Source organism: Pseudonocardia tropica, assembly GCF_040105315.1.
In the GTDB taxonomy this organism is placed as follows: Bacteria; Actinomycetota; Actinomycetes; order Mycobacteriales; family Pseudonocardiaceae; genus Pseudonocardia; species Pseudonocardia alni.
Genome location: NZ_JBEDNP010000002.1, coordinates 269,870 through 286,770, shown reverse-complemented (window position 1 = coordinate 286,770; position 16,901 = coordinate 269,870). Strand labels below are relative to the sequence as shown.

Below are 16,901 nucleotides of genomic sequence, written 5' to 3'. Positions count from 1 at the left end.
GCCGGTGACGATCACCCCATGCGCACGGCGAGCGGCTCCACCACGTGACCGGCCGGCACCGGATCCCGGGCGAGGCCGACCCGGCCGGCCCGGACCCGGCCACGGTCGGGCCCCAGGCGCGACCGCGCTCCGCGGCCCGCTCCCGGGGCGCGACCGCGACGGCGCCCGTCGGCACGTGGGACGCGCCACGACCGGTCGAGGGGCGGGCCCGGCCGCCGCGGGGCCGCCGGCGCCTGCGCATCACCCTGGCCGGGGTCGTCCCGGTGGTGCTGGTCGCCGCGGTCACCGTCGCCGGCCTCCTCGGGACCGGGGTGCTCGGCGGGGTCGCTCCGGCGGACCAGCGGGTCGACGACCACGTCCCGGTACCGACCTTCGCCTCCGGCCCGACCGTCGACGACGCCTCGTCGATCCCGATGCCGTCGCGCTGGTACGGCTCCGACACCGGGGTCGCGCCGACCACGGCACCGGTCGCGGCCCGCGAGACGCGCGCGGCCGCCGTCGCCGACGGGGCGGTGCGGGCGGCCACGGCCCGCATCGCCGAGGACCGGCGGATCGCCGAGGAACGCCGGGCCGCCGAGGTGGCCGCACAGGAGCGCCGGGCCGCGGAGCGGCGCGCGGAGCAGGACCGTGCCGCCCGACGGGCCCGCGAGCAGGCCGACGCGCGCCGCCGCGCCACCGTCCCCCCGAGCGGGGCACCCACGACCCCGCCCGACCCGAGCCCCACCTCGGCCCCGCCGACCGGCACCGCGCCCGACGACACCCGGACCGCGGCCCCCGCCCCGACCGGGGGCGTCCCGCGCACCGAGGGCGTCGTCTGCCGGGTCGTCCGGTCCGTGATCGTGCCCTGCTGACGTCCGGCCGGGCGATGCAGGTTTGAGCCCCTCCGGCTCCGGCTACCGTCAGAACAGGAGGCGATCACGATGAGCGGACGGCACCGACGTCCACGCACCACGCCCGGCCGCCTGGCCCTGCTCGGCACCGTCCCGCTGGTCGGCGGAGCCGGTCTGGCGGCCGCCCTCGCCGGCGGCGCCGACGGCACGGACCCGGCCCGGGACGCCACCCCCGCCGCCGCAGCCGCCGACGCCACGGCCGTCGACGTGACCGAACCCGTCGCGGTCCCCGGGCGCGGCGAGATCGTGCTGGACGCCGTCGGCGGGGCCCGCGACGCCGCCACCCGGGCGGGCGACGCGCGGACCGCGGGCCGGGTCAGCACCGTGGCCGCCGAGCTGCGCGACCAGGCACGGTCCCGGGCCGACGCGGCCCGCGCCGCCGGGGACGCCGAGCTCGCCGCCTACCACCGTGACGAGGCGGCCCGTCAGGACCGGGTCGCGGACGTCTCGCGCCCCGTCGTCCCCGACGAGCAGACCGGGGACGACGACCTCACCGACACCTCGCCGCTCTGCCGCGCCGCGGACGTCGTCCGGCTCGGCCCGCTCACCGCGACCGGACCGCAGTGCGACGACGACCCGTGGATCGCCGGCCAGGTCGACGACGCGATGCGCCGCGGCGGCCTCGACCGCCCCGTCGGCTGACCCGGCCTACGGCTCGAGCACCGTCAGCCCCAGCGCCGCGCAGATCGCGCCCGCCTGGGTGGGGGAGACGATCGCCCCGCGCAGCTCGCCCGGGGTGTCCGGGGTGACCTCGCCGAGGTCGCAGCCCCGCAGGTCGGCGCCGTCGAGCCGGGTGGACCGCAGCACCGTGCCCCGCAGCCGGCACCGCTCGAACCGGACGTCGCGCAGGTCGGCGCCCGAGAGGTCGGCCTCGGACAGGTCGCAGTCGGCGATCCGCAGCCCGCGCATCGCGACGTCGCGCAGGTCCGCCAGCTGCAGCGAACAGTCGTCCAGGACGAACGACGCCGTCAGCCCCCGCAGACCGCGCAGGACGGTGCCGATCATCCGGCAGCCGGTGAACCGGGTGTCGCCGAGGGTCGCCCCGGCCAGCCGGGCCCCGGACAGGTCGACCCCGCTGAGCACGGCGTCGGTCAGGTCCGCCTCGCGCAGGTCGGCCCCGGCCAGCGACGTCGCGGTGATCCGCGCCCGGACCAGCCGCACGCCGCGCAGGTCGGCCCCGGCGAGCGAGCCGCCCCGCAGGACCAGCCCGGCGAGGTCGGTCTCCCGCAGGTCGGTCTCGTCGAGGACGGCCGAGCCGACCTCGACGCCGTCCCGGGCCGCCGCGAGCAGGTCCTCCGCCGTCGTCACCGCCGTCACGGGCGACAGCGTGGCACGGTCAGGCGGCGGCCGGTGCGTCCGGGGCCACCGGCAGGCTGCGCACCGGGTTCGCGTGGGACGGGCCGAGGACGGTGCCGACGGCCGGGCCGAGGCCGAGCTGCTCACCGGTCCGGTCGAGGAACGCCGGCCCGGCGGTGTCCGTGCCGTCCCGGAGCGGGTGAGGCCGACGTAGCGCCGGACCTCGTCGGCGCCGCCGAGGAACCGGACGTAGTGGTTCGGCATCAGTGAGCCCTCGGAGTGGCCGACGATGTCGACCTTCGCGGCACCGGTGGCCCCGCGCACCCGGTCGACGAACGCGGCGAGCTCGGCGGCGCTGTCCTCCATCGGGGCGAGCCCGCCGACCCGGGTCAGCGGCGGCGAGGCCAGGGGGTTGCGGCCGTAGGTCAGGGAGAACACCGCGCTGGGCCGGCTGCGGGGCCATGGAGGCCCAGTTGCTCCCCTGGTCGGCCGAGAGGCCGTGGACGAGGACGACCGGCTCCGGGTGCGCCTCCGACGGCCGGCAGCCCCAGTCGTTCGACCCGGGTGGGGAGGGGTCCAGCAGGTCCTGCACCGACGCGACCTGCTCGGGCTCCGGTGCCGCCGCCCGGGCGGGCGGCACCGGAGCGAGACCGACCGTGCACACCGCGACCGCGATCGAGACGACCGCCGCACCTGCGCCGGTCGTCGCCCTGTCCGGCCACCGGCGGCCTCCTCGGGTGCCGTCGTCACGAGGGTCGACGACGGCGGTCACCGCAGGTTGCGCACCGTGACCGGACAGGGCCGTCCGGGGAGGAGTGGCTACTCCGTCCGATCCTGCCCGGTGCTCCCGTCCGGCTCCGTGGTCCCGGCGTGCCGGGGGACCTGGTCGTGGCGGGGACGTCCGCCGCGGCGCATGTTCCCGTTGGTGGTCCGCCGGGTCGGGTCGACCAGGCGTTTCCATTTGGCCTGGGCCGCCTGACGGCTCGACAGCTGGGCCTGGACGGCGTCGGCGACCTCCTTCCAGGTCATCCCGCCGGCCCGCAGGGTGCGGATCAGGTCGCGCTCGTAGTAGTCGGCCAGCCGACGCATCTCCTGCACCAGGGCGTACCAGGCGGCGGCCCCGTCGTGGGTGAGGACGCCGTCGGCCGCGCGCTCCTTCATCCCGTCCAGCTGCTCGGTGATGGACTCCCGCTTCTTCGCGATCGAGGGGTCGGCCCGTTCCAGCCAGCGCTGCGCTTCGTCGTACCTCATGCTGTCAATGGTTCATTGACGCGCACGCGCGGTCAACCGTTGCGCGACACCGGCGTGTCGCGGGGGAGCGGGACACGAGAAGGACCGCGGGCGCCGCCGGCCGGGGCGCGGCAGCCGGGATCACGGCGGCGGGACCGGGTGCCGGCCGTCCGGGAGGAGGTCCAGGAGGTCCACGAGGCGCTGGGGACGGCCCTGTGCGGGCCGTCCGGTGGGGCGGGCTCGGCGTCGGTGGCCGCGCTGTGGTGCACCGCGGCGCCGGACAGGCGGGGTGAGTGGCGGCGGACCGGGGTGGCGGCACGGTGCCGGGAGAGGCGACGTCGCCACGCGCCGGCAGATCAGGAGACGGGGAGCCGTCCACCCGCCGCCTCCGGACCCGTCTGTGCCCCGGGTTCGCCGCGACCCGTACGCCGGATCGAGGTGACGGCCCCGTTTCCCCTGGAGTCAATGGATCATTGACGCCTTCCCGTGGTCACCGAAACGACGACGACGAACTCGCCACGACGAGGCGGGGCCGAACCGGGCCGGGGGAGCGGCCGCCGTCAGGTCAGGGGGAGGCTGAAGCCGTCGTGGGTCCGGAGGAACCCGAGGCGCTCGTAGAACCGGTGGGCGTCGGTACGGGACCGGTCGGAGGTGAGCTGGACGAGCACCGCGCCACGTCGGCGGGCCTCGTCGACGGCGTACCGGACCATGGTCGCCCCGAGCCCCTCGCCGCGCCGACCCGTGGCCACCCGGACCGCCTCGATCCGGGCCCGCAGTGCACCGCGCCGGGCCAGGCCCGGCAGCAGCGTGAGCTGCAGGGTCCCGACGACCGTGCCGTCGTCGTCGGCGACCACGAGCAGGTGCCGGGGGTCGGCGTCGAGCTCGGCGAACGCGGCGAGGTAGGGCGCCAGGTCCTCCGGGGTCTCCCGGGTGGCGCCGAGCGGGTCGTCGGCCAGCAGCGCGACGACGGACGGCACGTCACGGACCGTGGCCCGGCGCAGGACGGGTACGGGCACGGCGGGACCTCTCGACGCGGGACGGCGGGGGAGCGGGCTCCGGAGAGTGTCCCGGAGTGATGTCGTGCGGCCGGGCTGGGAGTCCGCCGGGTCGGCGGTCACCATGAGGGGCATGTCCCTCGACACCCGCGACCGGGCCGACGGCACCACCCCCGCCGCCGCGTCCGCTCCCGCACCGACCGGCGGCGACCCCGTCACGGTCTCGTTCACCCGTCGCGCCGACCCCGGGCACGCCGCGGAGATGACCGCCTGGATCCGCTCCGGGCTGCTCATGGCCGAGGGGTTCCCCGGCTTCCTCGGCGGCGGCTGGGTCCGCAGCCGCGACGGCTCCGACGAATGGCACATGCTGGCCCGCTTCGACTCCCCGGAGTCCCTCGGCCGCTGGGAGGCCAGCCCGGAGCGCCGTTGGTGGCTCGGGTCCGCCCAGGGCCTGGCCGAGATGACCCGGGCCGAGCGCCGCACCGGGATCGAGGGCTGGTTCGACCAGCCCACCGCGGTGGAGACGGCGGGCCCGCCCCAGGTCACCCCGCCCCGCTGGAAGCAGGCGACGACGATCTGGCTCGTCTTCTTCCCGATGAACCTGCTGGCCACGGTGACCCTCGGCGCGCTGCTCGCGGACTGGCACGTCGTGCCGCGGCTGGCGGTCACGACGGTCGTCCTGACCCCGGTCATGGTGTACGTGATGCTGCCCTGGATCACCCGTGTGCTGGGCTGGTGGCTGCAGGGCCGCCGGTTCCGCGACCGGCACCACGTCCCGGTGGGCTGATCACCCCCGGGGGCTCCCCGGATCACACGGAGCGAGGCCGCTACCGTCGTTCGGTGCTCACCTCCGAAGCGACGGTCGCCGCGCCGGCTCCGGTCGACACGCTCCGCGACCGTCGACGCCTGCGCTGGGCCGGCCGGCTCGGCCTCCTGGCGTTCGTGCTCGCCGTCGCGGTGCCGTTCCTGCCCGTGGTGCAGCACACCACCACGATCGTCTGGCCGTCGGTGACGGACGGCACCGCCGACGTCAACGCGCCGCTGGTCGCGCTGCGCCCGGAGACGATGTCCGTGGTCGTCCCCGCCGACGCGATCCGCAGCCTCGACGACCGCACCGACGGCTCCGCCACGGTGCTGTCGACCGTCCCGCCGGAGTCGCCGGAGGGCGCCCGCTCCGGGATGGTCCTGACCGTCGCCGACGGCCAGCTCGCGCTGGTCGACCGCGGCCAGCAGCTCGCCACGGCGCCACTGCGGGCCGGCCCCTCGGAGGTCCGGGTCACCTCCGACGGCACGTCCACCACGATCGACCTGGGCTCCGGCGCGCAGACCTTCGAGGGCGACCTGCGGCCGCAGGTCGTGGGGATCTACTCCGACCTGGACACCGCGCTCGACCCGACGGCCGGTACCGCGGTCCGGATCACCCCGGACACCCGCTTCGACACCAGCCCGTCGGTGTGGAAGACCGCGGCCACCGTCGTCGCCGTGGTGGCGCTGCTGGGCTCGCTGCTCGCGCTGGCCGGCGTCGACCGGCACCTGGGCCGCAGCCCGCACCGGGCGGGGCGCGACGCCATCGGCGGTCTCGCCGGGCGGTGGCCGCCGCGGCTGCGCCGCTGGTGGTCCCGTGCGAGGCCCCGGCCGATCGACCTGATCGTCACGGTGGTGCTGGTCGGGTGGGCCGCGATCGGGGGCCAGACCTCCGACGACGGGTTCACCCTCGGCATCGTCCGCGACGTCCCCACCTCGGGCTACGTCGGCAACTACTACCGCTGGTACGACGCCGCGGAGGCGCCGTTCGGCTGGTTCTACGACCTCTACGCGCTGTGGGTGCGGGTCTCGGACTCGCTGCTGTGGCTGCGGCTGCCCTCGGTGCTGATGGGGATCATGGCCTGGTGGCTGGTCTCCCGCGGACTGCTCCCGCGCCTGGGCCGTCAGGCCCGCCGCTCCCGCGCCGCCACCTGGGCCGCGGGGATGGTGTTCCTGGCGTTCTGGATGGCCTACAACTCCGGGCTGCGGCCCGAGCCGGTCGTCGTCGTGTGCTCGCTGCTGGCGCTGGTCTGCGTCGAGCGGGCGCTGGCCCTGCAGCGGCTGCTCCCGGTCGCGCTCGGCCTGTTCGCGGCGTCGATGGCGGTCGGGGCGAACCCGGCCGGGCTGATCGCGATCGCGCCGTTCATCGCCGGTGTGCGCCCGCTGTGGCACCTGCTCGCGGCCCGCATCCGGGCCGTCGGCACGGTCCCGGTGCTCGCGCCGCTGCTGGCCTCGGGCACCGCGATCCTGATGATCGCCTGGGCGGACCAGAGCTGGGCCGCGGTGATCGACTCCACCCGGCTGCGGTCCGACATCGGACCGGACTGGCCCTGGTACACCGAGATCGCCCAGCGCTACGCGCCGTTGTTCGAGGGGCTCGCGGACGGTTCCATCGCGCGCCGGTTCCCGATCCTGCTGGTCATCCTCTGCCTGCTGGCGTGCGTGGTCGTGCTGATCCGGCGCAACCGCATCCCGGGCGCCGCGCTCGGGCCTGCCCAGCGTCTCATCGGCAGCACCGTGATCGCGCTGCTGATCTTCGCGCTGACCCCGACGAAGTGGACCCACCACTTCGGCGACCTGGTCGGCCTCGGCTCGGGCACGGTGGCCCTCGCGGCGATCGCCACCGGCTCGGACGTGCTGCGCTCGCTGCGCAACCGGCTCGCGTTCCTGTCCGCGGTGTTCCTGGTGGCTGCGCTGTCCGCGGCCGGGCCGAACCTGTGGTGGTACACGAACAACTGGGGCGTGCCGTGGGCCGGTGAGCAGGTCACCGTCGCCGGCTACGAGCTCTCCACGATCCTGCTGCTCGTCGCGCTGCTGCTCGCCGCGGGCGCCGGGGTCGAGCACCTGCGCGGTATCCGCGAGGAGCGCCACCCCGACCAGCTCGCAGGCGTCGAGCGGGCGCTGGGGCGGATCCCGCTGGTGGGCCGCTGGGTCCGGGCCCGGGACTGGCGCCGCGACGCGTCGTCGGCGCTGCGGGCGACACGGCGGCTGCGGCTGACCTCGGCACCGCTGGCCGTGCTGTGCGGGCTGCTCGTCACGTTCAACGTGTGGTCGATGGTCTCGGCCGTCCAGGACCGCTCCGGGACCTGGACGATGGGCGCCGACGCGCTGTCGCATCCGTTCGGCGGGTCCTGCGGGCTCGCCAACCAGGTGTTCGCCGAACGCCGCCCCGTCGACGGCGTGCTGCCCCCCGCCCCGGAACCGACCGGGATGGCCGCACCGGCCCGCTCCGGGCTGCTCCCGACCGTCGCCCCGCCGCCCCCGCCGGGGGAACCGACCTCGACCCCGGCGCCGCTGCCGCCGGGCGTCGTCCCCGCGAACAGCCCCGACGCCCAGCTGCTCGACCCCAACAGCGGGGGCGGCGGCTTCGTCCGCAACGGCATCCCGCCGACCGGCGGCGGGACCGGGGCGTCCGGGTTCGAGTACGTCCTGTCCGGCGGCCTGGGCAGCGACGCGGCGCCCGCGTTCGGCAGCTACCTGCCCCGCGGCGACCGCAACACCGGCACCCTGCGTACCCCCTGGGTGATGCTGACCGCCGAGCAGCGCGCCGGCACCACGCCGCTGGTCGTCACCGCGGCCGGGCGCCTGGGCAACGGGAACCGGCTCACCGTCCAGTACGCGACGCGGCTGTCCGACGGACGGGTCCGCGTGGTCGAGCAGACCGCCCTCGACGACGGCCGGGTGGAGGAGATGCCGTGGCGCGAGCTGCGGTTCGACCTGCCCGAGACCGCGCGCGCGGCGACCGAGGTCCGGATGGTCGTGCAGGACAACTCGCTCGGCGACGACGGGTGGCTCGCCGTCGCACCGCTGCGCGCGCCGCAGCTGGCGCCGCTGTCGCAGGTCGTGGGCGACCAGCCGATGTTCCTGGAGTACCCGGTGTCGCTGGCCAGCCCGTGCCTGCACCCGTTCCGCACCGCGGGCGGGATCGCCGAGGTCCCGGCCTACCGGCTGCAGGCCGACGGGAGTCAGATGCGCGGCGACGGCGAGGGCTGGTCGTCCCCGCAGGCCGGCGGCCCCCTGGGCTGGATCACCGTGATCGGCAAGCAGGCGGAGCTGCCCACCTACCTCGAGGGCGACCCGGGCCGGGACTGGGGCAAGGTGCAGGCGATCCAGCCGTACCGGCCGAACGCGGTCGCGCCGACCCTGGAGCGTCGCGACGTCGACCGGTCCGGGCTCTACAGCTCCGGTCCGCTGCCGGCGCCGCCGCCGGGCGTCCCGTCCCCGAGCCGGTGACGGCGACCCCGGGCCGGCCCGGCCCGGGGGAGCGGGATCAGCCGCTGAACTCGACCGCGGGTGCCGCGGAGGGCTGCCTGCGCTCCGCGGGCGCCCGGTCCCCGGTCTCGCCGTCCGGGACGGCCCCTGCGGTCGGGACGGCCTCGGCGGCGGGCTCGTCCGTGGCGGGTGTCCCGGTGGCCGGTGTCGCCGGTGCGGTGCCCGCCGCGTCGCCGTCCTGAGCGCGGCGGTGGGCCTCGACGACCTCGGACGGGATGCGGCCCCGCTCGGACAACGTCCAGCCGTTCTCCCGGGCCCAGGTCCGCACCGCCCGGTTGTGCTCGCGGGTGGCGGTGTCCGAGCCGTCCGCGCCGCTGCGCCCGCCCGACGGCGTGGACACGCCCGCGTTCCGGCCGGTGCGCGGGGACCCCGCGGCGCGCGCGACCCCGACGAACGGGGCGAGCGCGTCCCGCAGCGCCGCGGCGTTGACCGCGGTCAGGTCGATCTCGAACCGGCGGCCGTCGAGCCCGAAGTCGACGGTCTCGTCGGCGTCGCCGCCGGTGATGTCGTCGACCAGCCGGATCGTCTCGACCTTCGCCACTGCAGTTCCTCCCGGTTCGCCGTCCCGGATTCACCCGGGGTCGCCGGAAGCATAACGACGGGTGTTCCCCGAATCGTGGGCGCCCGGCCGGGCTGAACGGCGGAACTCCCGCGCCCGGATCACACTCGGCCTGGTCGGACGCACCTCCCGAAGCGTTCCGATCAGGACGGCGAGGCCGATCAGGACAATGACCAGCAGTACTGCGACGACTGCGCTCATGATGTTCTCCTCGCCGGGTCGGTACGCGGCCACCCGCCGCCGGTGAAAGTGCGATGTACCGACGATAGGAGCGTGCCGAATGGGTCGGCGCGGTATTTGAGCAATTCTTGAGACGTGCCCGCCGGGTGGAGGGACGGGGCTGGACCAGGTGGAGCGGGCGCCACCGGCCCGTCGTGTGATCCGACGATCATGTGATCCCGCTCTCGCCCGGACGCCGGGCGTGATCTAGAATGCTCTACGATCCGTAGAACACGGTACCGACGCCGGACCGTTCGAGGGTCCTCCCACCCGGGCGTCGGGCCCCACCGCGCCGCCTCAGCGCCGGAGGTCCGTCCCGGGACGCGGGGACGGAAATGAGGCCACGGGGATGACGGTCGAAGCCGGTCTGGTCAACGCCGACCTGCGCCGCAAGCGGTCGGTGGACCTGGCGCAGCTGATCCACGAGCAACACGGGGGACCCGTGACCGCGCTGCGCGAGGGGCTGCTGACCTACCCCTACCCGCACCCGGTGGCCGACTGGCACCGCGCGCGGACCGTCGTCCCGGCGATGCGGGGGACCGGCGAGCTGACGTTGGTGGCCTCGACCGCACCGGACCGGAGCTCCCCGGCGACCGGCGTGGGGATCTGGGAGCTCGCCGTCACCGGATCGGAGCCGCTGGCGCGCGGCGAGGCCGAGGGGTGGGCGCGGGCGCTGTTCGGGTACCGCTGCGCGCCGCTGGTGTACCGGCGCCGGACGGGCGGGCTGTTCCACCGCCCGACCGGCGTCGAGTTCGTCGTGTTCCACGGGGTGTACGGCCCGATGCACCCCTCCGACGTCGAGGAGTACGGCGCGAACGCCTGCGCCTGAGCGCTCAGAGCCGGTAGGACCGCAGCCAGACGGTCTGGGCGGCCCGGCGGAGCGCCGAGAGCACGTCCTCGGGCAGGATCCGGTCGGTGTCGGTCAGCACGTAGCCGAGGTCGCCGCCGGTGGACAGCGACTGCCCGACGACGTTGACGCCCGCGTCGGCCAGCAGCCGGTTGATGTCGGCGAGCACACCGGGGGTACTGGTGTGCAGGTAGGCGGTCCGGAACACCCCGGGCGGGTTCGGGGCGCCGACGTTCGGCAGGTTCACCGACAGGGGAGTGGCGCCGAGCTGCACGAAGTCGAGCAGCTTGCGCGAGACGAAGGTGCCGATGCCCTCCTGCGCCTCCTGGGTCGACCCGCCGATGTGCGGGGTCAGGATGACGTTGTCCAGGCCGCGCAGCGGCGAGTCGAACTCGTCGCCCTGGGCCTTGGGCTCGACCGGGAACACGTCGACGGCGGCGCCCGCGAGGTGCCCGGAGAGGATGTTCTCCCGCAGGGCGTGCTCGTCGGTGACCATTCCGCGCGAGGCGTTGATGAACATCGAGCGGGGCTTCATCCGGGCGAACTGCTCGGCGCCGAAGAGGCCGGCGTTGCCGGGACGGCCGTCGACGTGGATGGAGACGACGTCGGACTCGGCCAGCAGTGCGTCCAGGCTCGGCATCCGCCGGGCGTTGCCGTGCGCGAGCCGGTCGGCGGTGTCGTAGAACACGACCTGCAGCCCGATCGCCTCGGCCATGTTGGACAGCTGGGTGCCGATGTTGCCGTAGCCGACGATGCCCAGGGTGCGGCCGCGGAACTCGTGCGCGCCCTTGGCGGACTTGTCCCAGACGCCCTCGTGCATCCGCTGGGTCTTCTCGGTCAGCCGCCGCGCCAGGACGACGATCTCACCGATGACCAGCTCGACGACGCTGCGCGTGTTGGAGTACGGCGCGTTGAACACGGCGATGCCGCGCTCGGCGGCCGCGGTGAGGTCGATCTGGTTGGTGCCGATGCAGAAGCAGCCGACGGCCAGCAGGTCCTTGGCGGCGTCGAGCACCTCGGCGGTGATCGTGGTGTTGGAGCGGATGCCGAGCAGGTGCACACCGGCGAGCGCGTCGTGCAACTCGTCGCCGCTGAGCGACCCGGGTCGGGTCTCGACCTCGAAGCCATCGCGTCGGAACGCCTCGGCGGCGCCGGGGTGGATGTTTTCCAGCAACAGGACCTTCACGCGTCCAACCTAGGACGCCGGACGGTCGCGGAGGCACCGGGGCCGGGTGATCCTTGCGGCATGACGCCGTACGGGGGGTGGGGACGGCGACCTCGGTGAGTGGACCCGCAACGCTCAAACTGTCATAACGTGCATTATCGGCTCAACGGTGGAGTGGGAAAGCCTGCCGCGACCGGACACGTCCGGGGCCGGTCCACACCACGCCGTCGGTCGAGAACGCCGGGCTCAGTTCCCGCGGCCGGTGGCGTCCTGCAGCTCGTCGATCCGCTTCGACGCCTCGGCCTTGGTCAGCTCGTCCAGGCCCTCCGGGGCGTCCTGCCCGGCCTGCTGGAGCAGCGTCGCCAGGTACGACCGCTGCGGGCCGGTCATCGGCTCGTCGCCGGTCGTCCAGTCCGCGGGGTCCTTCTCGGCCGTCCCGGGGTCGACGGCGTCGGTGCTGTGGTCGTTGGTCATGGGTCGAACGTATCTTCGACCGGCTCTCCCCGCACGTCGAGCCGGACGGGCTCCACCGGGACTGTCATAACGACGACCCGGTCGGTGTCGGTGCCGGTCACTACGCTGCCGCTGTGCCCCTGGACGAGTACCGCCGCCGGCGCGATGCGCGGCGCACGCCCGAGCCGGTGCCTGAGCGCGACGCCGGCCCATCGGACGCCGTCGGTGACCGGTTCGTCGTCCAGGAGCACCACGCGACGGCGCTGCACTGGGACCTGCGGCTCGAGCGCGACGGCGTCCTGGCGTCGTGGGCGGTCCCCAAGGGACTGCCCGAGGACTCCGAGACGGTCCGGATGGCCGTGCGCACCGAGGACCACCCGCTGGAGTACCTGGAGTTCTCCGGGGAGATCCCGCGCGGCGAGTACGGCGGCGGCGGGATGGCGATCTGGGACCACGGCCGCTACGACACCGAGAAGTGGAACGACCGCGAGATCGCGTTCGTCCTGCACGGCGGGCGCGTCCGCGGCCGGTTCGTGCTGCTGCACCGCAGCTCCGGCGGGCGGAAGGACAACTGGCTGCTGCGCCGCACCCGGGACCAGCCCGACGGCATGGACGCCGGGGGCGACCCGCTCCCCCGCGACGTCGTCCTGGCCGTCCCCCGCCCCGCCGACCGGCTGCCCACCGGGGACGGCTGGACGGTCCGCCCGGTCTTCGGTGGCCGCCGGGTACTGGTGCGAGTGGACGGCGGCCGGCTCTCCCTGCGCCCCGTGGACGACGAGGGCCGTCCTGGGGAGCCGTTCGACCCGCCGGGTGCGCTGCGGGGCCTGGGGCCCGCCCTGGGCGCCGGTGGGCACCTGCTCGACGCCGAGCTGACCGGACGCGGCGAGCTGTGGGTCGCCGACGTCCTGCACACCGGCGGCCGCGACGTCCGGGCGCTGCCCGCCGAGCAGCGTCGCGCGCTGCTGGAGGAACTGCCGCTGGACGGGCCGCACCGGCGGGCGGCGCCGTCGTACCCGAACGCGGGTGCCCGGCTGCTCGACGCGGTGCGCGACCAGGGCCTGCCCGGGGTGGTCGCCGTCCGGGCCGGTTCCCGGTACCCCGAGGGCGCGGGCGACGACTGGCGGGAGGTCCGGGTGGACGGTGCGAGCCGGCAGGCGGCACAGCGCGGGACGGCACAGCGCGGGACGGCACAGCGCGGGACGGCACAGCGCGGGACGGCACGGCGCGAGGGGTACGGGCGGGCGTCGCTGTCCAACCCGGACAAGGTGCTCTACCCCGCCACCGGCACGACCAAGGCCGACGTGCTGGGCCACTACCTGGCCGTCGCCGAGGTGATGGTGCCGCACCTCGACGCCCGGCCGGCGACGCTCAAGCGCTGGCCGGACGGGGTGGAGGGGCCGTCGTTCTTCGAGAAGAACGTGGCCCGGCACGCGCCGGGCTGGCTGCGCACCGCCCGCGTCGGGACGCCCGGCGGCCGGTCGGAGTCCGCGGACTTCGCGGTGCTCTCCGACGCCGAGGGGCTGGCCTGGGCGGCGAACCTGGCGGCGCTGGAGCTGCACGTGCCGCAGTGGCGTCTCGGCCAGCGCGACGGTCGCCACCCGCCGGACAGGGTGGTGTTCGACCTGGACCCCGGCGAGGGCACCACGGTCGTGGACTGCTGCCGGGTGGCGCTGTGGCTGCGGGACCTGCTCGACGGGCACGGGCTGGCGGTGTACCCGTCGACGTCGGGCGGGAAGGGGATGCAGCTCTACCTGCCGGCGCGGGTCACCGACCCGGAACGGACCAGCGGGTTCGCCCGTGAGGTGGCCGAGCGACTCGCCGAGGAGCACCGGCGCGAGGTGATCGCGGTGATGACCCGGGCCCGTCGGCGCGGGAAGATCTTCGTCGACTGGAGCCAGAACAACACCGCCAAGACCACCATCGCCTCCTACTCGCTGCGCGGCCGCGACCGCCCCACGGTGGCGACGCCGGTGACGTGGGCGGAGGTCGAGGGCTGCCGCGAGCCCGCGGACCTGGTGTTCACCCTCGACGACCTCCCGGCACGGCTGGACACGCACGGGGACCTGATGCGTCCCCTGATCGACACCGAGGGTTTCCGGCTCCCCCGTGGTGGCGTGATCGGGCAGGTGCCAGGCTGACCGCCGTGCACCACCCGTACCTCGACGGTCCGCACCCCCGCGCCTACGCCCACCGTGGCTGGCACATCGGCGAGCTGACCGGCTGCGAGAACACCGTCGCCGCGTTCACCGCCGCCGCCGACCACGGTCTGCGCTACGTCGAGATGGACGTGCACGCCAGCGCCGACGGGGTCCCGTTCGTGCACCACGACCCGACGCTGGACCGCACCACCGACGGCACCGGCCGGATCGACGCGCGCCCCGCCGCGGAGCTCGACACCGTGCGGGTCACGGGGACACAACGCACCGAGCCGCTGCCGCGACTGGCCGAGGTGCTCGCGGCGGTCCCCGGGGTACGGGTGACGATCGAGCTGAAGTCGGCCGGGGTCGTCGCACCGACACTGGCGGTGCTCGACGCCGCCGACGCCTGGGACCGGGTGTGCCTGGGCTCGTTCTCCGCCCGTTGGCTGGGCGTCGCCCGGAGGCTGGCCGGGCCGAGGCTGTGCACGTCGATGGGACAGGCCGAGGTGGTGGCGCTGCGGGCCCGCGCGTGGGGCGTCCCCGGCCGGCTGCTGCCGGCGTCGGCGGGGATGTTCGCGCAGGTCCCGCCGATGTTCGGGCTGATCCCGGTGGCGTCGGACCGCCGGTTCGTCGAGGCGGCGCACCAGGCCGGGCACGAGGTGCACGTGTGGACGGTGGACGAGACCGAGCAGATGCGACGGCTGCTGGCCCTCGGGGTGGACGGGCTGCTGTCCGACCGGCCGGACCGGCTGCTCGACGTCGTCGGGAGCTGACCGGGTGGGCGCCTGCGTAGATGATCGGAGGCCGGGTCCCGCGGGCGTCGATACGCTCGCGCCGTGACCGCCTCGACCGCTCCGACCGCAGAGCCGGCCCCGCCCCGCCGATCCCGGCTGTGGGCCTGGGGGCTGTGGGACTGGGGCTCCTCGGGGTTCCAGCACATCGCGCTGACCTTCGTGTTCTCGGTGTACCTGACCGACGCCGTCGGGGCGGACCTGCCGGGCTCGGTCAGTGCGAACAGCTGGCTGGCGTGGTCGACCGCGGCCGCCGGGGTGCTGATCGCACTGATGGCGCCGGTGGTCGGTCAGAGCGCGGACCGCACGGGGCGGCGGCTGCGGGCGACCGGGGTGTGGACGGCGCTGGTCGTGCTCTGCATGGCCGGGATGTTCCTCGTCCGCGACGACTGGTCCTACCTGTGGCTCGGTCTGCTGCTGCTGGGCATGGCGTCGATCTTCGTCGAGCTGGCGTACGTGTCGTACTACGCGCTGATGGCGCAGGTGTCGACGCCGACGACGGTCGGGCGGGTGTCGGGCTTCGGCTGGTCGCTGGGCTACATCGGCGGGATCGTGCTGCTGCTCGGGGTGTACGCGTTCCTGCTGTCCGGCGACGGCGGCCTGCTCGGTGTCCCCACCGCCGACGGGTTGGACGTGCGGATCGCGGTGCTGGTGGCGGCGGTGTGGTTCGCGGTGTTCGCCGCGCCGATGTTCCTCCTGCTGCCCGAGACTCCAGCGGTGGCGCCGGACGCACCGAAGCTGGGCGTGGCCGGTTCCTACCGCAGGCTGGTGGCCGACCTGCGCGCGCTCTACCGGGCCAGCCCGCACACGGTGTACTTCCTCGGGGCGAGCGCGCTGTACCGGGACGGCCTCAACGCGGTCTTCGCCTTCGGCGGGGTCCTGGCGGTGACGGTGTACGGGCTGGAGCCGGGCCAGGTGCTGATCTTCGGTGTGGCGATCAACGTGGTCGCGGCGCTGGGCTGTGTGGTCGGCGGCCGGCTGGACGACCGGCTGGGGCCCAAGGCCGTCGTCGCAGGGTCGCTCGCCGGGAGCGTGGCGGTGGGTGTGATCCTGCTGTTCGTGTCCGGGCCGACCATGTTCTGGATCTTCGGATTGGTCCTGGGGCTGTTCGTGGGGCCGGCGCAGGCGTCGTCGCGGTCGTACCTGCTGCGGGTGTGTCCGCCGCAGCAGGAGGGCCAGCTGTTCGGTCTGTACGCGACGACCGGGCGCGCGGTGTCGTTCCTGGCGCCGGCGCTCATCGGTCTGTTCACCTACGTGTTCGGCTCGGACCGGGCCGGGACGGTCGGGATCGTGCTGGTCCTGGCAGCGGGACTGGTCGCGCTGCTGCCGGTGCGCTCCCCCGGCCGTGCACCGGTCCGGTCGGCTGTGTGAACACTCGTCGACGCCCCGGTGAGCACCGTCACACATGGCTGACACGTCACATCGGAGTGTGTAACGGGCGGCGATAGGGAACACTGGTCAATCGGGCGCAGAGCGGGTTACCGCGAGGTAACTCGAGCGGGTCTGTTCTGCCCTGCCGCCGGAATACCGTAGCTCCACGTACGTTACACCCGGTGGCGAAGACGTAACCGTCGAGGTGCTCCCTCGACATCGCGCTACAGGAGGGTGACGCATGGCCGACCGCGTTCTGCGTGGCAGCCGGCTCGGGGCTGTCAGCTACGAGACGGACCGCAACCACGACCTGGCGCCGCGGCAGATGGTCCGTTATGTGTCCGAGTCCGGCTACGAGTTCCAGGTGCCGTTCGCGAACGACGCCGAGGCTCCCGCGACGTGGGAGTCCCCGCAGGGCGGCGTCGGTCGTCGGGTGGACGGGACCGAGCCGGAGCAGAAGAAGCAGAAGCCGCCGCGTACGCACTGGGACATGCTGCTCGAGCGCCGGTCGATCGCCGAGCTCGAGGAGCTGCTCGACGAGCGCCTGGAGCTGCTGCGCGAGCGGCGCGCCGAGATCGCCTGATCCCGGCCGCACCGCAGGCACACACCGGACCACCACCCGGTGACCACGGAGCCCGGATCCCTCAGGGG

The 16,901-nt window shown here is 74.9% G+C and carries 16 protein-coding genes; 9 read left to right on the top strand and 7 right to left on the bottom strand.

All coding sequences use genetic code 11. The annotated features are described in order from the left end of the window. Positions 1-44: 44 nt before the first annotated feature. A complete protein-coding gene (locus WHI96_RS04630) occupies positions 45-851 on the top strand; it encodes a hypothetical protein (RefSeq protein WP_345650853.1) in 807 nt (268 codons plus the stop codon). Positions 852-920: 69 nt separating this feature from the next. Continuing rightward, positions 921-1,532, top strand: coding sequence for a hypothetical protein (locus tag WHI96_RS04625; RefSeq protein ID WP_345650850.1), 612 nt, complete (start codon positions 921-923; stop codon positions 1,530-1,532). A 6-nt stretch (positions 1,533-1,538) separates the two neighbouring features. Here WHI96_RS04625 and WHI96_RS04620 read toward each other — a convergent pair whose 3' ends face one another. The 3 genes from WHI96_RS04620 to WHI96_RS04610 form a co-directional block, all read right to left on the bottom strand. Then, positions 1,539-2,624 carry a pentapeptide repeat-containing protein gene (locus tag WHI96_RS04620; RefSeq protein WP_345650847.1) on the bottom strand — a complete coding sequence of 362 codons (1,086 nt, stop codon included), beginning with the start codon at positions 2,622-2,624 and terminating at the stop codon, positions 1,539-1,541. A gap of 381 nt (positions 2,625-3,005) precedes the next feature. Next, complete coding sequence (locus tag WHI96_RS04615; RefSeq protein WP_345650844.1) at positions 3,006-3,437, bottom strand: hypothetical protein; 432 nt, start codon at positions 3,435-3,437, stop codon at positions 3,006-3,008. Positions 3,438-3,976: 539 nt separating this feature from the next. Next, positions 3,977-4,432 (bottom strand): GNAT family N-acetyltransferase, encoded by a 456-nt coding sequence (locus WHI96_RS04610; protein WP_345650841.1) that lies wholly within the window; start codon positions 4,430-4,432, stop codon positions 3,977-3,979. Between the two features lie 112 nt (positions 4,433-4,544). Between WHI96_RS04610 and WHI96_RS04605 the strand changes: the two genes are divergently transcribed. Together WHI96_RS04605 and WHI96_RS04600 are read left to right on the top strand one after the other, a co-directional pair. Further along, positions 4,545-5,198 carry an antibiotic biosynthesis monooxygenase gene (locus WHI96_RS04605; protein WP_345650839.1) on the top strand — a complete coding sequence of 218 codons (654 nt, stop codon included), beginning with the start codon at positions 4,545-4,547 and terminating at the stop codon, positions 5,196-5,198. Positions 5,199-5,251: 53 nt separating this feature from the next. After that, positions 5,252-8,668, top strand: coding sequence for an arabinosyltransferase domain-containing protein (locus WHI96_RS04600; protein WP_345650837.1), 3,417 nt, complete (start codon positions 5,252-5,254; stop codon positions 8,666-8,668). Positions 8,669-8,705: 37 nt separating this feature from the next. Here the strand turns inward: WHI96_RS04600 and WHI96_RS04595 are convergent, their stop codons facing one another. Both WHI96_RS04595 and WHI96_RS04590 read right to left on the bottom strand, forming a co-directional pair. Then, complete coding sequence (locus WHI96_RS04595) at positions 8,706-9,248, bottom strand: histone-like nucleoid-structuring protein Lsr2 (RefSeq protein WP_345650835.1); 543 nt, start codon at positions 9,246-9,248, stop codon at positions 8,706-8,708. A gap of 30 nt (positions 9,249-9,278) precedes the next feature. After that, entirely contained in the window at positions 9,279-9,467 is a 189-nt protein-coding gene (locus tag WHI96_RS04590) for a hypothetical protein (protein ID WP_345650832.1), read from the bottom strand. 367 nt (positions 9,468-9,834) lie between these two features. Between WHI96_RS04590 and WHI96_RS04585 the strand changes: the two genes are divergently transcribed. Next, a complete protein-coding gene (locus WHI96_RS04585; RefSeq protein ID WP_345650829.1) occupies positions 9,835-10,314 on the top strand; it encodes a hypothetical protein in 480 nt (159 codons plus the stop codon). Between the two features lie 4 nt (positions 10,315-10,318). Here the strand turns inward: WHI96_RS04585 and serA are convergent, their stop codons facing one another. Together serA and WHI96_RS04575 are read right to left on the bottom strand one after the other, a co-directional pair. Next, positions 10,319-11,518, bottom strand: coding sequence for a phosphoglycerate dehydrogenase (gene serA / locus WHI96_RS04580; protein ID WP_345650826.1), 1,200 nt, complete (start codon positions 11,516-11,518; stop codon positions 10,319-10,321). 225 nt (positions 11,519-11,743) lie between these two features. Further along, entirely contained in the window at positions 11,744-11,971 is a 228-nt protein-coding gene (locus WHI96_RS04575; RefSeq protein ID WP_345650824.1) for a DUF3072 domain-containing protein, read from the bottom strand. Between the two features lie 113 nt (positions 11,972-12,084). Here WHI96_RS04575 and ligD point away from each other — a divergent pair, with 113 nt between their 5' ends. From ligD to WHI96_RS04555, 4 genes are all read left to right on the top strand, one after another. Then, positions 12,085-14,088 (top strand): non-homologous end-joining DNA ligase, encoded by a 2,004-nt coding sequence (gene ligD, locus WHI96_RS04570; RefSeq protein WP_345650822.1) that lies wholly within the window; start codon positions 12,085-12,087, stop codon positions 14,086-14,088. Between the two features lie 5 nt (positions 14,089-14,093). Next, a complete protein-coding gene (locus WHI96_RS04565) occupies positions 14,094-14,861 on the top strand; it encodes a glycerophosphodiester phosphodiesterase family protein (RefSeq protein ID WP_345650820.1) in 768 nt (255 codons plus the stop codon). A 63-nt stretch (positions 14,862-14,924) separates the two neighbouring features. Then, positions 14,925-16,250 (top strand): MFS transporter, encoded by a 1,326-nt coding sequence (locus WHI96_RS04560; RefSeq protein WP_345650817.1) that lies wholly within the window; start codon positions 14,925-14,927, stop codon positions 16,248-16,250. Between the two features lie 241 nt (positions 16,251-16,491). Further along, positions 16,492-16,833 (top strand): RNA polymerase-binding protein RbpA, encoded by a 342-nt coding sequence (locus tag WHI96_RS04555; RefSeq protein WP_020627709.1) that lies wholly within the window; start codon positions 16,492-16,494, stop codon positions 16,831-16,833. Positions 16,834-16,901: the final 68 nt, after the last annotated feature.

What these genes read in the sequence shown, in the direction of transcription:
- WHI96_RS04625 (WP_345650850.1), top strand. Translation starts at nt 921, where the DNA reads ATGAGCGGACGGCACCGACGTCCACGCACCACGCCCGGCCGCCTGGCC.
- WHI96_RS04615 (WP_345650844.1), bottom strand. Translation starts at nt 3,437, where the DNA reads ATGAGGTACGACGAAGCGCAGCGCTGGCTGGAACGGGCCGACCCCTCG.
- WHI96_RS04605 (WP_345650839.1), top strand. Translation starts at nt 4,545, where the DNA reads ATGTCCCTCGACACCCGCGACCGGGCCGACGGCACCACCCCCGCCGCC.
- WHI96_RS04590 (WP_345650832.1), bottom strand. Translation starts at nt 9,467, where the DNA reads ATGAGCGCAGTCGTCGCAGTACTGCTGGTCATTGTCCTGATCGGCCTC.
- WHI96_RS04585 (WP_345650829.1), top strand. Translation starts at nt 9,835, where the DNA reads ATGACGGTCGAAGCCGGTCTGGTCAACGCCGACCTGCGCCGCAAGCGG.
- WHI96_RS04575 (WP_345650824.1), bottom strand. Translation starts at nt 11,971, where the DNA reads ATGACCAACGACCACAGCACCGACGCCGTCGACCCCGGGACGGCCGAG.
- WHI96_RS04555 (WP_020627709.1), top strand. Translation starts at nt 16,492, where the DNA reads ATGGCCGACCGCGTTCTGCGTGGCAGCCGGCTCGGGGCTGTCAGCTAC.